The 14,068-nt window shown below is 43.3% G+C and carries 10 protein-coding genes and 2 pseudogenes; 11 read left to right on the forward strand and 1 reads right to left on the reverse strand.

Translation table 11 applies throughout. The features are described from left to right. Positions 1 to 8: 8 nt before the first annotated feature. From AYJ08_RS22560 to AYJ08_RS22585, 6 genes are read left to right on the forward strand one after another with little or no spacing between them, the layout of a single operon-like run. Positions 9 to 2,687: a PEP/pyruvate-binding domain-containing protein gene (locus AYJ08_RS22560; RefSeq protein ID WP_064019542.1), complete on the forward strand. Its 2,679-nt coding sequence runs from the start codon at positions 9 to 11 to the stop codon at positions 2,685 to 2,687. After that, positions 2,680 to 3,822: a BtaA family protein gene (locus AYJ08_RS22565; protein WP_064019543.1), complete on the forward strand. Its 1,143-nt coding sequence runs from the start codon at positions 2,680 to 2,682 to the stop codon at positions 3,820 to 3,822. Before AYJ08_RS22560 ends, AYJ08_RS22565 begins: the two co-directional genes overlap by 8 nt. After that, positions 3,819 to 5,138 (forward strand): diacylglycerol/polyprenol kinase family protein, encoded by a 1,320-nt coding sequence (locus AYJ08_RS22570; protein WP_064019544.1) that lies wholly within the window; start codon positions 3,819 to 3,821, stop codon positions 5,136 to 5,138. Before AYJ08_RS22565 ends, AYJ08_RS22570 begins: the two co-directional genes overlap by 4 nt. A gap of 33 nt (positions 5,139 to 5,171) precedes the next feature. Continuing rightward, positions 5,172 to 6,200, forward strand: a complete 1,029-nt coding sequence (locus AYJ08_RS22575; protein ID WP_064019545.1) for a GNAT family N-acetyltransferase — start codon at positions 5,172 to 5,174, stop codon at positions 6,198 to 6,200. Beyond that, positions 6,197 to 7,795: an AMP-binding protein gene (locus tag AYJ08_RS22580; protein WP_064019546.1), complete on the forward strand. Its 1,599-nt coding sequence runs from the start codon at positions 6,197 to 6,199 to the stop codon at positions 7,793 to 7,795. Before AYJ08_RS22575 ends, AYJ08_RS22580 begins: the two co-directional genes overlap by 4 nt. A gap of 10 nt (positions 7,796 to 7,805) precedes the next feature. After that, positions 7,806 to 9,119 (forward strand): cytochrome P450, encoded by a 1,314-nt coding sequence (locus AYJ08_RS22585; protein WP_064019547.1) that lies wholly within the window; start codon positions 7,806 to 7,808, stop codon positions 9,117 to 9,119. 187 nt (positions 9,120 to 9,306) lie between these two features. Here the strand turns inward: AYJ08_RS22585 and AYJ08_RS25015 are convergent. Further along, positions 9,307 to 9,447, reverse strand: a pseudogene (locus tag AYJ08_RS25015) (DUF4158 domain-containing protein); the annotation flags it as partial. 201 nt (positions 9,448 to 9,648) lie between these two features. Here AYJ08_RS25015 and AYJ08_RS22595 point away from each other — a divergent pair. From AYJ08_RS22595 to vanW, 5 genes and pseudogenes are all read left to right on the forward strand, one after another. Beyond that, positions 9,649 to 10,224 carry a recombinase family protein gene (locus tag AYJ08_RS22595; protein WP_064019549.1) on the forward strand — a complete coding sequence of 192 codons (576 nt, stop codon included), beginning with the start codon at positions 9,649 to 9,651 and terminating at the stop codon, positions 10,222 to 10,224. Positions 10,225 to 10,762: 538 nt separating this feature from the next. Continuing rightward, a pseudogene (locus tag AYJ08_RS25020) lies at positions 10,763 to 10,965 on the forward strand (GNAT family N-acetyltransferase); the annotation flags it as partial. A 213-nt stretch (positions 10,966 to 11,178) separates the two neighbouring features. Next, complete coding sequence (gene vanR-A, locus AYJ08_RS22600; protein WP_064019550.1) at positions 11,179 to 11,874, forward strand: vancomycin resistance response regulator transcription factor VanR-A; 696 nt, start codon at positions 11,179 to 11,181, stop codon at positions 11,872 to 11,874. Then, on the forward strand, positions 11,864 to 13,018 hold the full coding sequence (gene vanS / locus AYJ08_RS22605; protein WP_157452917.1) for a vancomycin resistance histidine kinase VanS: 1,155 nt from the start codon (positions 11,864 to 11,866) through the stop codon (positions 13,016 to 13,018). Before vanR-A ends, vanS begins: the two co-directional genes overlap by 11 nt. A gap of 192 nt (positions 13,019 to 13,210) precedes the next feature. Continuing rightward, positions 13,211 to 14,041, forward strand: a complete 831-nt coding sequence (gene vanW, locus AYJ08_RS22610; RefSeq protein WP_064019552.1) for a glycopeptide resistance accessory protein VanW — start codon at positions 13,211 to 13,213, stop codon at positions 14,039 to 14,041. The last annotated feature ends 27 nt before the right edge of the window (positions 14,042 to 14,068 follow it).

Below are 14,068 nucleotides of genomic sequence, written 5' to 3' on the forward strand. Positions count from 1 at the left end.
TATAGCACATGACGTATGTTCTACAAATGAACCGTGCAGAGGAGAATGAGCTGCAAAAGATGGGCGGTAAAGCTCGTGCCCTCGCTTTGCTGGGACAGGCAGGCATGGTGATTCCAGAGTGGTTTGTTCTTTCACCAGACGCTTTTATGGAAAGTGTACCAAAAAGTCTTATGGAGGAGCTAAAGGAAGCGGTCCTTCAATCAGAAGAAGCAGTCACGCGGGTTTTAAGGGACATTACTTTAGACCCGAATGTGGAAGCGATGCTAAAAAAAGAAGTTGAGATACTTTGCGCAAACAATGAATTGGTGGCTGTCCGTTCCTCAGCATTAGATGAGGATGGTGCTGAACACTCCTTTGCTGGACAGCTAGAAAGCTACTTGTTTGTCAAACCAGAGGATGTCCCAGCTAAGGTGCTTCAGGTCTGGCGATCTGGCTTTAGTCAACGAATCTTGACCTATCGTAAAGAAAAGGGGCTTAGTTTGCTGCCTCAGCCGCCAGCAGTTCTTATCCAACGAATGGTTGACTCAGAAACAGCCGGGGTAGCATTCAGTGCAGATTCCTTGACGGGACAAAGAAAAATTGCCATCGTGGGGGCCTTGTACGGGCTTGGAACAGCGCTAGTATCGGGGGAATGCGATGCAGACACGTATAAAGTGAATCGTAATGGGGAGATTGTGGAGCGTGAAATAGCAACAAAGCTGATTGCGCATCGCTTCTCAATGGAAAGTGACGAGGGAGTCGATAGTGTAGAGATAGCGGTTGAGAAGGCAAATCAACCTGCCCTTGCGGATGAGCTAGTACGATCAGTTGCAGAGCTAGCCCGCCGTTGCGAACGTCATTTCGGACGGCCTCAGGATATTGAGTGGGCCATTCAGGATGGAAAGCTATATCTCTTGCAATCACGTCCAATCACCAACTTAGCGGATATGATTGACCCTGATGATGAGTTTAATCTATGGGATAACAGCAATATTTCAGAAAGCTATGGCGGTATCACAACCCCCCTGACATTTTCATTTGCCCGTCACGCCTATGCTGAGGTATACAAGTCATTCTGCCGAATAATGGGGGTTTCCGCTGAGGAGATTATTAATCGGGATTCCGTGTTCCGTTGCATGATTGGCCTTGTCAATGGACGAGTGTATTACAACCTGCTGAACTGGTATCGTTGTCTGGCACTGCTTCCTGGTTACCAAATGAATCGAGGTTTTATGGAACAGATGATGGGGGTTAAGGAAGCTCTTCCCCAGCAACTTACGGATAATGTTCAGCAGCAGGTGAGCATGCAAGACAAACTCAAGGACGCCATGCGTCTTGGTAAGACAATTGTTAAGCTGATTGGCAATTTCAGACGTTTGCCGAAGACGATCGACGTCTTTTACCAACGCTTAAACAATGCGCTTGGTATTACCCGCCCAGACCTTCATCAATACAGTACAGTCGAGCTAGCCAACTACTATCTGAGGCTACAGGGTCAGCTTCTAACTCGTTGGGATGCCCCGTTGATCAATGATTTTGGAGCTATGATCTATTACGGTTTATTGCGAAAGCTGACGACTAAATGGTGCAATGATGAGGATTCTACTCTACAGAATTCACTGCTCGCAGCAGAAGGTGGCATTATTAGTGCAGAACCAGCAATGCGTATGAAAAAGCTGATGAAGCTAACGAACCAAGATGCCACCTTCATCGACATCCTCTGCAATGGCACTCTAGCGGAGATCATGAAGGAAATGGATCGATTCCCTACATTTAAAGAAGAGTACGAGGCTTATTTGGACAAATTCGGAGATCGTTGTTTGGATGAACTCAAGCTAGAGAGCGTTAATCTGTTTGACAACCCGCTTCCATTGTTGCGCTCAATTGGCCATCTTGCATCCCGTCCCACTCCAACTGAGATGGGACCAAGCGAGGAAGAAATAAGACGCATGGCAGAGGAGCAAGCATTTCAATCTATCGGCTTCAATCTGTTTCGTCGAATCCTTTTTCGCTGGGTACTTAAAAATGCGCGATTGCGCGTTCGTGATCGGGAAAACCTACGATTCGAACGAACACGGGTCTTTGGTCGTTGCCGTTCCATCTTTCTAGAAATGGGGCGTCGCTTTTATGCACTCGATCTGCTTGACGATCCCCGCGATGTATTCTATTTGGAAGTGGGAGAATTGCTAGGTATGGCAGACGGAACTGCGACATGCAGTAATCTAAAGGGCCTAGTAGCACTGCGAAAAGCTGAATTCGAAAAATATCATGAGATGGATGTGCCTGAGGATCGCTTTGAAACGTATGGCGTCATTTATAAAGGTAATACGTTTAAAGCGAAGAGCCCTAAAGAACCACTGACAGGGGATGTGATGAAAGGAATCGGTTGCGCGGCAGGTGTTGTACGTGGTCCGGTTCGTGTGGTTACGGATCCCCGTGATGTGACGTTGCTTCCAGGAGAAATCCTTGTAGCTGAGCGCACTGATCCAGGCTGGATCGTGCTGTTCTCCTCAGCAGCCGGATTGTTGGTCGAACGTGGAAGTCTTTTGTCCCATGTATCTATTGTTTGTCGTGAAATTGGTATTCCAGGAATCGTTTCTGTAACCGGTTTGACTCGATGGTTGAAAACTGGAGATTGGGTTGAATTTGACGGTAGTACAGGGGTCATTCGTAAGATCACCCCGGAGGAGGGATCGATCAGTGCCTAGTAATAGTGGAAATCTCGCCCAAAAAGTAGCGATAGATGCGCGCCCCAAGCTAGCTAGCGAAGTTGACTTTTCCTTAATCCGTTATGCCCAGTGCTGGGAGGATGCTGACATCCTCCTCGAGGCACTAGATATTCAGCCTGGAGACAACTGTTTGGCTATCGCCTCTTCTGGGGACAATGCACTAGCGATGCTAAGCAAGTCGCCAGAGCGTGTTGTTGCACTAGATTTGAGCCATACACAGCTTGCCTGCTTGGAATTACGCGTGGCAGCCTATTCTGCTTTGACACATACTGAACTGTTAGAACTTATGGGCTCAATCCCAAGTAACCGGCGAAATGAACTATACCAAAAATGCCGAAAGCAGCTTACACCGCTAGTAAAAAGCTATTGGGATTCTCAATCAACTGCTATAGAGTCTGGGATCGGAAGCATTGGCAAATTTGAGCAGTATTTTTCAATGTTTCGCAATTCGATCTTACCTCTTGTACATTCCCGCTCTCGAGTGGAAAAGCTTCTTCAGAATCGCACGCCAAAGGATCGTCGCATGTTTTATCAAAAAGAGTGGAATACGATACGCTGGAGATTGATGTTCCAGTTCTTTTTTTCCCGTTTTGTCATGGGAAGGCTGGGGCGTGATACCCGTTTTTTCCGCTATGTAGAGGGCAGTGTGGCAGCAAGGATTCTACAAAGAGCCCAATATGCCCTAACTGAGCTTGATCCTATGCAAAATCCTTATCTCCAGTGGATTTTACTAGGACGACATAGCAATGCATTGCCGTATGCATTAAGACCTGAAAATTTTGATGCTATACGAAACAACCTGCATCGAATCGAATGGCATTGCTTATCAGTTGAAGAGTATTTACAGCATGTGGGCCAAAACGCATTTGATAAGTACAATCTTAGTGACATTTTTGAATATATGTCCGAAGACCAATATGAAAATTTACTGAAGGTTTTGGTACAAGCGGGGAGGAAAAAAGGACGATTGGCTTACTGGAATATGCTGGTTCCCCGAAGTCGCCCTGCGAGCATGGAGGAATCGCTTCGTCCACTCACCAGCTTGAGTCAAGACCTTTTTAAGCAGGATAAGGCTTTCTTTTACAGTGCGTTTGTACTGGAGGAAATCATATGAGTGGTATTATTCCCTTACATCCATGGTTCGGTATTGTGCTGCTGCTTGCCGCCATAGCATTGTTGATTGCAGGTTTGCGTTATTACCAAGTCAGGTACCAGCCTGATCCAGAATGGGTTCGTAAGCTTTTTCATATGAGCTCCGGTACATTCGCATTGATTGCTCCATGGCTTTTTGGTCAGGATTGGCCTGTATTGGTTGTGTTAGGGTTTGTCGCAATTGTTCTATTTCTTTTCCGAGTTACTCGGCTAAAGAATGGACCCGGAAAAATCTTATCTGATGTTTCACGTTATTCATTTGGTGAAATGTACTTTGTGATGAGCATTGCGATTCTTCTCCTTTTTACGGAACAAGAAGAAAGGGTTCTGTACAGTATTTCGCTCATCATTCTCACGTTAGCTGATGCGATCGCTGCTCTTGTCGGCGTTCGCTACGGTCAGGTGAGATACGTGGTTCCCGAGGGTGTGAAGAGTATAGAAGGGTCTTTTGCCTTCTTTCTAGTTGCCTTTTTATCGACTCACATCACCTTATTTTTGTTTTTTCCAATGGACGGAATGGCTAATTTAATGATTTCTATTACAGTGTCACTGTTAGCCACCTTAGCTGAGTCCGTTTCCTGGGGCGGGAAGGATAATTTGGTTGTACCGATTGTGAGCTTTATGATGCTCAAGTTTCTCATCGTAAAAGACAATGCCCATTTGCTGTTGGCGCTCTTCCTAGCACTCTTACTGTTTATCTTGCTTGAAGCATGCAGAAGAACTAAGGTAGTGTGTCCACAGGCTTTGATGGGAATATCAGTCATTTCGTATGTGAGCTGGGCTATTGGTGGAGTAGACTTTCTATTGGTATTGCTGCTGCATTCCGTGTCATCGCCCATTATTTTGAAGAGTTCAAATGAGCTGTTTTCCAGCAAAAAAATAGGCCTATTCATCGCCACATATACAATGAGTTTTGTATGGTTATTTTTGTACCAGCAAACACAAAGTGAAGTTTTTTTCTTCGCATTCCTAATCGGTCTATTGGCCCAATCCATTTGTTTTAGTCTCACGGAAATCTTTCAGTCGTCTCAAAAAAGACATCTGTTAATTTACCTTTTTTTAAACATTTTGAAAAACTGGGGGCTTACATTGACGGCTTTAGTGCTTCGTTCAGGTCTGAGCAGCGAAGTGGTTGTCCATTCGATTTGGGCGGCCGTAAGCATGCTAATGGCGAGCGGTATTTACTATCTCTTTGTCTTTAAAAGGTCGAAGGCAGCCGTGTTAATCCAACCCATATGCGCGGCGGTTGGTTCTATTTTGGGAATTCTGCTTTTTTAATGATCAGCTAAAAGAGTAGGGGGAATATTCGACATGTTAAAAGCAGTGCAGGTTACTAATACCCAGATGAAGGAAGAGTTTTGCTCACTACCGGGGCCTTCTGCAAATCGGATCGATTCTCTGGACGAATCGAATGCTGATGCTCACTGGATGATGCTAGACAAGAAAGGCGTAGCCGCACGCTGTTCACTATGGTGGTCAAACGCACCAGCATATCAAGATCATCAGGTTGGTGTAATAGGACACTATGCAGCTCGAAATGCTACTGCAGCAAGTAAGCTACTACAACTGTGTTCAAGAGAATTGGCTAAAAAGGGATGTACAATCGTGATAGGCCCAATGGATGGAAATACGTGGGGGACACACCGATTGGTTACGAAAACAAAAGGGGATCTTCCTTTCTTCCTTGAGCCAAATACACCCTTGGAATGGGCAGATCATTTTACACAGGATGGCTTCGAACCGCTATCTCACTACATTTCGCGTATTGTTGATCTCGATCATAGAGATTTGGGAGAAGAGGGGCAGGAGTATGAGAAAAAACGGTACAAGCAACTGACACAGCATATGAATGAACGTGGCATTCGTATCCGGCAATTGGATTTGACTCGAATCGATGAAGAGCTTAAACGAATCTATGAACTCTCGATACGAGCTTTTCGTCAAAATTTTTTGTACACCGAAATCAGTGAAAATGAGTTCTTGAAACAATACACAAAGATTGTTCCATATATGAAGCCAGAACTGATTTTGTTAGCCGAGCATGATGATCGACTGGTCGGCTTTATGTTCACCTTACCAGATGTGATGCAAGCCCAAATGGGAAGGGCGATCGATCAGGTAATCTTAAAGACGCTGGCTGTTGATCCAGATTACCAAGGGTATAAAATAGGCTCCTTCCTCGTAAAGGCAGTCTATGATTTGGCTCAGAAGCTAGGTTACCAACGTGCGATTAATGCGTTAATGATCCAAGAAAATCGATCCACAAGGTTTAATGCGAATGAAGGCTACATTCTTCGTGATTACACCTTATTTGCTAAGAAATTGGAGAGGGAAGCATGAATATCTTTGAAATTGTGAAACCTCATATTCAAAATTGTCCCAATGCGATCGCGATACAGGATATGCCAGACAAAGAGACCCGTCAACTAACTTTTGCCGATCTGGACAAACGTTCTGCTCAAGTCGCAGGTATTTTCAAGAAACAAGGGTTAGTGGCAGGTGATACGGTTCTACTCTTTTATCCAATGTCGATTGAGTTGTATATCACCTTAGTAGCAATCTTCAGACTTGGGTTGATTGCGATGTTTCTTGATCCATCTGCTGGTAAAAATCATATTGAACGATGCTGTACATTAAAGCCACCTAAAGCGTTAATTGCAAGCCCAAAAGCCCAACTATTGAGGCTGTTGTCCCCAGCTATTCGGAAAATTCCGCAAAAGTTTGTGATTGGGAGGAGATTGCCTGGAGCCATTTCTTTAACCTCGCAAACCAATGCAACAAAGTACAGTCAATATCACTCATGTCCACATGACACGCCGGCGCTCATCACCTTTACCAGCGGTAGCACCGGGGAGCCAAAGGCGACCGTGCGGACTCATGGATTTTTAGTTGATCAATACGAGGTACTCCGGCGCAGTCTTGACATGCAAGTTGGAGCAATCGATATGACAACACTACCTATTTTTGCTCTGTGCAATCTCGGGGCTGGGATGAGGAGCATTATTCCCAATGGTGATTTGCGCCGACCAGGAGCGATTGAACCGGGTCCCGTCATTGCTCAGCTCAAAAAACAACATGCTCAGAGGATCGTAGCTTCACCAGCGTTTTTTGAACAACTGTTGGGGTACTGTGAAAAACACGACATCGTTCTAACTGAGCTTACCTATATCTTCAGTGGCGGTGGACCAGTATTCCCACGACTCATGTCCAGATTACAACGGATTGCTCCAAACGCTCGCATAATGGCCGTATATGGGTCCACCGAGGCTGAGCCAATTGCAGAAGTAGATTGGAACGATATCCATGCTAATGACCTTACCGCAATCAAGTCAGGAAAAGGTCTTTTAGTAGGAACCCCTGTACCAGAGATTCAGGTACGGATTGTTCGTCATCAGTGGGGCAAACCGATTGGTTCTTTATCCAGTGCAGAATTTGAAAACATCTGCCTGACTCCTGAGGAAGCGGGAGAGATTGTGGTCACAGGTCCACATGTGCTTTCCGGGTATTTGCATGGAAGAGGAGATGAGGAGACGAAATTCCGCGTGGATGGAACAGTTTGGCATCGAACCGGGGATGCTGGGTACTTTGACCAATCGGGAAGATTATGGCTTCTGGGCAGAGTAGCTGCACGAATTAAAGATGAAAGGGGAGTTTTGTACCCTTTTGCTGTGGAGAGCGTGTTATCGTTTGATGAGTCGATCGGACGAACTGCTTTAACACAATATCACGGTCGTCGTGTATTAATTGTGGAAAGAAAGAGCAAGAGCCACATGACTGCTGAATTGGCTGAAATGCTAGAATGGGCAAACCTCGATGCCATTATCTATATGGATCAGATTCCGGTTGATAAGCGGCACAATGCAAAAGTGGATTATCGTCTTTTGAACAAGGCATTGGAACAAGGAAAATTTGAGCAACAAACTATTTCCGTTTAAGGAGGACATTATGACTCTTACACTTCCGCCTGGACCAAATAAACCTCTGTACAACGTGTTCCGTACTCTGCACAATATTCTGGATTTCATTAAGGAAAACGCAGACAAGTATGGAGACGTCGTGTATTATCCGTTGCTCAATGAACGCATTTATCAATTAAATAAGCCGGAGCTTATAGAAGAAGTATTTATCAAAAAACAATCGAGTTTTATAAAAAATGATCGACTACAAGCAAAGCTGATCAAAAATATTTTAGGCGAAGGTTTATTCACCGCTAACGGAGAGCATTGGCTTCGGAACCGACGGATGATGGCCCCGGAATTCCACCAAAAACGGATAGAAAGCTATGGAAAAACGATCATTGAAGTAACGAATCGTTACATTGAGAACTGGCAAGAAGGCGAAACACGCGAAATCAAGATCGATATGCTCAATTTAGCACTTGATGTCGTAATGAAAAGTTTGTTTGGACATAACAACACCATTGACGAAGGAAAACTAATACAGGCCTTGCAGACGATTCTAAGGTATTACGCTAAGGCAGTCATGTTCCCTATGCCACTTCCAGGTTATGGTAGCTATAAGCGCCGTGCAAAAGAGATGGATGACATGATTTTGCAGTTAATTTCTTCACGAAGATCATCAGGTATATATGGAGATGACTTGTTAGGAATGCTTCTTTCCATGCGCGATGAAAATGGAGAAGGATTTGATGATCGTCAAATTCGCGACGAAGTGATGACCTTGATTGTTGCAGGACATGAGACAACAAGCGCAGCGCTGGCGTTTGCTTTTTATCTTCTATCTGAAAATCCTGATGTTACAGAGAAAATGGTGACTGAAATCAGTGAGGTGCTTGATGGTCGTTTACCCAATATTCAAGATATACCAAACCTAAAATATACCACAATGGTGGTAAATGAGACCCTCCGGCTTCGTTCTCCAGCTTATGTCTTGCTTCGTCAGGCTGCAGAAGACATTCAGATTGGCGAGTATATGATTCCAAAAGATTCGATTGTGTTAGTTAGCCAGTATGTCATGCACCGTGACCCTCGTTATTTTGAGGACCCATTGGTATTTCGTCCAGAACGCTGGGCAGATGGGATTGAAAAAAAATTACCGACCTTTGTCTACTTTCCCTTTGGCGGTGGACCGCGCATGTGCATTGGGCAGAGATTTGCAATGGCAGAGGCCCTGTTGATTTTGGCTACCATTGTTCAACGCTACAAGCTAACAACAGTTAATCAGGACAAGCTAGAGGTAAACGCTTCGATAACTCTATCCCCAAAAGCCTTGCATATGGTTGTAAATAAACGGATGTAACCGGTTAAACAAAAAATGGGAAATGATATAAAAACAGTGTGAACCGAGAGGGGGTTCAACGCTGTTTTTTTGTTGTATGTTGCTTCTCTTTGAGGATAAAGACTAAGCAAAGATGGAGTGGCACCGATTTTTCGATATATAATGTATGACTGAATCCGGGATGCTTTTGATATGAGTGTATGGCCCAACCGGGATACCGAAGAACGGCTAATTGAACGGCGAACCCTAAACGGTTTTCTTCTCTCCTTCGTTTATTTATAATTTCTAAATCTCGTTTGGAAAAAGTGTAGTAGGTTCCTAGCACCCACTCATCTTTAGGAATTTGCATAAGAGCCTGTCGCTGTTCCGGTGTAAGCAATTCTTTACCTCTCGCAATTTTCATACAGTATCATCTCGTTTCTTTAATTATTCAGTTAATTAGTTCAATTATGTATCAATAGAGTGTACTCTATTGATACAAGTATAAAAGGCTGATAAAATCAGTGTTTAGAGTGTATCATATGACTTTTCTCAAAAATGAGGTGATATTTTGCGGAAAATTGGTTATGTACGAGTTAGTTCTGGTGGTCAAAATCCTTTGAGGCAACTTCAGCAAGTAAGAGAAATTGGAATGGATATTATCTTTGAAGAAAAAGCTTCGGGAGCAACAAAGGATCGCGAACAACTTCAAAAAATGTTGGAGGACTTACAGGAAGGTGACATCATTTATGTTACAGATCTAACTCGAATTACTAGAAGTACACAAGACCTGTTTGAATTAATCGATTACATACGTAGTAAAAAAGCAAATTTAAAATCACTAAAGGATACATGGCTTGATTTATCAGAAGAAAATCCATACAGCCAATTCTTAATTACGGTAATGGCTGGTGTTAACCAATTAGAACGTGATCTTATTCGTATGCGACAACGTGAGGGGATTGAACTAGCTAAGCAAGAAGGTAAGTTTAAAGGTCGGTTAAAGAAATACCATAAAAATCATGCAGGGATGAATTATGCAATAAAGTTATATAAGGAAGGAAATATGACTGTAAGGCAAATTTGTGAAATTACAAATGTCTCTAGAGCTTCATTATATAGAAAGTTATCAGAAGGTAATAACTAGTCCTATCTTATTCCATTAAAGGGTACAACATTGTGGAATAGGGAATTTAGAAATATAAAACCTTAAACTTAATATACTTGATAATAAATAAAATGGTTAACAGTAATAGGAACGGTTGTTATATTCCGTAAGGTGAGAAAAATGAAGATACCCTTAAAGCATGCTAAAAGTTCTTTGTGGTTATTATCAGGGTGGTTTATTGGTTAGTTTATCTTATTTCTGTTAGAATTGCCATTATCATTTTTAACCTTATTCATTGTATCTAAGCAATGAATATTCTGTAAAAGAGATTATAGAAGAACTGGCATTTCACAAGGCTCTTTATACCGATCTATCCAGAAACGAATCCTAGAAACCCCATAGCTGATCAGTTTAATTCCATTTTATGTGAATGATGTGACGGACTATAGCAGCAACCCTGTGACTCCCCTTTTAACATACGATGTTTTTCTTGAAGAATAGAAATTGTCTTCTGTACAACAAGATAACCGTTTGGGGTTATTTGTTAATGATAAATTGATTGGTATAGTATAGTATCGTAACGTATTATTGGGAGCGTCAGGCTTCGAATTGGTTAGAAGCTGGGATTGCTATATATAACTATGATTATTGGAACGGTGGATATGGAACAACCTTTTTTAAAGCTTGGATAGACCATTATTTGAATCTTTGCCTTTAGTAAGAGTAGGTTTCACAACATGGTCAGGGAATCAGCGTATGATGCGTTTAGGTGAGAAGTTGTGAATGAAATTAGAAGGAAGACTAAGAAATTGTAGACTGGTTAACGGTAAATATTATTTACTCAGCAAATTAACACTACAAGAATTAGAATCACATTTATGGAAATCAGCGGATATCCTACGTGGATAAGCGGATTCCAGTGATTATAAATACTATATATTCGGAAAAGATTCCGATTGAGAAAAGCAAATTCATACAGGAGAGTTGATAACTATGAGCGATAAAATACTTGTTGTGGACGATGAACATGAAATTGCCGATTTGGTTGAACTATACTTGAAAAACGAGAATTATACGGTTTTCAAATACTATACCGCCAAAGAAGCGTTGGAATGTATAGACAAGACCGATCTTGACCTTGCCATATTGGACATCATGCTTCCCGGCGCAAGCGGCCTCGCTATCTGCCAAAAAATAAGGGACAAGCACACCTATCCAATTATCATGCTGACCGCGAAAGATACGGAGGTAGATAAAATTACAGGGCTAACAATCGGCGCGGACGATTATATAACGAAGCCCTTTCGCCCGTTGGAGTTAATTGCGCGGGTCAAGGCGCAGTTGCGCCGATACAAAAAATACAATGGAGTAACGGAGCAGAACGAAAATGTTATCGTCCACTCCGGCCTTGTCATTAATATAAACACGCATGAGTGTTTTCTGAACGAGAAGCAGTTATCCCTCACTCCCACCGAGTTTTCAATCCTGCGCATCCTCTGTGAAAACAAGGGGAATGTGGTTAGCTCCGAGCAGTTATTTCATGAGATATGGGGCGACGAATATTTCAGCAAGAGCAACAACACCATCACCGTGCATATCCGGCATCTGCGCGAAAAAATGAACGACACCATTGATAATCCGAAGTATATAAAAACGGTATGGGGGGTTGGCTATAAAATTGAAAAATAAAAATAAGAATAAAAAAACCGATTATTCCAAACTAAAACGAAAACTCTACCAGTATATCGTTGTGATTGTTATGGCAGCAGTTGTATTCGTGTTGTTTTTGCGTTTATTTATCAAGGGGACACTTGGGGAGTGGATCGTACGTTTTTTGGAAAACAGTTATCACTTAGAGCGTCAGGACGCGATGATAATATATCAGTATACTATACGGAACAATATAGAAATTTTTATTTATGTGGCGATTGCCATTAGTATTCTTATTCTTTGCCGCGTCATGCTTTCAAAATTTGCCAAATACTTTGATGAGATAAATACCGGCATTGATATACTTATTCAGAACGAAGATAAACAAATTGAGCTTTCTGCGGAAATGGAGTTCATGGAACAGAAGCTCAACACATTAAAACGGACTCTGGAAATGCGAGAGCAGGATGCAAAGCTGGCAGAACAAAGAAAAAATGACGTTGTTATGTACTTGGCGCACGATATTAAAACGCCCCTTACATCCGTTATCGGTTATCTGAGCCTGCTTGACGAGGCGCCAGACATGCCGGTAGAGCAAAAGGCAAAGTATGTGCATATCACGTTGGACAAAGCGTATCGCCTCGAACAGCTAATCGATGAGTTTTTTGAGATTACGCGGTATAACCTCCAAACGATTACGCTCACGAAAAAGCACATAGACCTATACTATATGCTGGTGCAGATGACCGATGAATTTTATCCGCAGCTTGCCGCGAATGGAAAACAGGCGGTTATCCATGCTTCCGAGGATTTGACCGTAACCGGCGACCCCGATAAGCTGGCGAGGGTCTTTAACAACATTTTGAAAAACGCCGCTGCATACAGCGAGGACAACAGCGTCATTGACATTACGGCGGGCCTCTCCGGGGATGTGGTGTCCATCGTTTTCAAGAACGCCGGCAGCATCCCCAAAGATAAGCTCGCTGCCATATTTGAAAAGTTTTACAGGCTGGACGATGCCCGTTCTTCCGATACGGGCGGCGCGGGACTTGGATTGGCGATTGCAAAAGAAATCATTGTTCAGCATGGCGGGCAGATTTACGCGGAAAGCAATGATAACTACACGACGTTTACCGTAGAGCTTCCGGCCTTGCCAGACTTGGTTGATAAAAGGAGTTCCTAAGAAATGAATATCGTTTCTTAGGAAAATCTCAAGGTTATCTTTACTTTTTCTTAGGAAATTAACAATTTAATATTAAAAAACGGCTCGTTCTTACACGGTAGACTTAAAACCGTAAGAACGAGCTTTTTTCGTTTCGCCAGAGAAGGATATGACAAGTTATGCGTGGATTAAAATACAAGGCAGGTGGTTCACATAGGTAGAAAAAGAGTGACACAAATATTCCCTTTCCTGTTGCCGGTCAGGGTAATGCAGCGGAAAATATGTTTTTATGCCGGGATGCGGTTTGATGGCCGCCGCTACGCGGAAACCATTGACGGGAAGCAGCTTCCTTATAAGCTCTTTGAAGTGGGCTGCGCGTTATACAACGGCAATACCGGCTTTGATATGGCATATCAAAAAAACAAGGTGTTTAACCTGAAGCTGGCGGCAAAGACACTGAACGGCCTTTTGATAAGACCGGGCGAAACTTTTTCCTTTTGGCGTCTTGTACGCCATGCGGACAAGCATATTCCCTATAAAGACGGTCTTACAGTGACAAATGGCAAACTCACTACCGCGCCGGGCGGCGGCTTGTGTCAAATGAGCAATCTGCTGTTTTGGATGTTCCTGCAAACGCCGCTGACGGTCACCGAGCGTAGCGGCCACGAGGTCAAGGAGTTTCCCGAACCAAACAGTGACGAGATCAAAGGGGTGGATGCAACAATCTCCGAGGGATGGATTGACTTAAAGGCGCGAAACGATACCGATTGCACATATCAAATTTCAGTGGCGTTCGATGATGAAAACATCATAGGGACGGTGTTCGTGGACAAGCGGCCCCAAGTGCTGTACAGAGTTGCAAACGGCGGCATTGAGTATTCCCGCGAAAGCGGCGGGACTTATGAATCCGTCAAGGTTGAGAGAGTGGAAATTGACTCGGACACCGGCGAAATAACAGGACAAAAGCTGCTTTACACTAACAAATGTAAAATCTGCTATCCCCTGCCGGAAAACGTGGAAATCAAGGAGGCGAAAAAAGTTTGAAACAATTACGAAATAGCCGGAATCGAA

Source organism: Brevibacillus sp. SKDU10 (assembly GCF_001645205.1).
GTDB lineage: Bacteria > Bacillota > Bacilli > Brevibacillales > Brevibacillaceae > Brevibacillus_B > Brevibacillus_B halotolerans.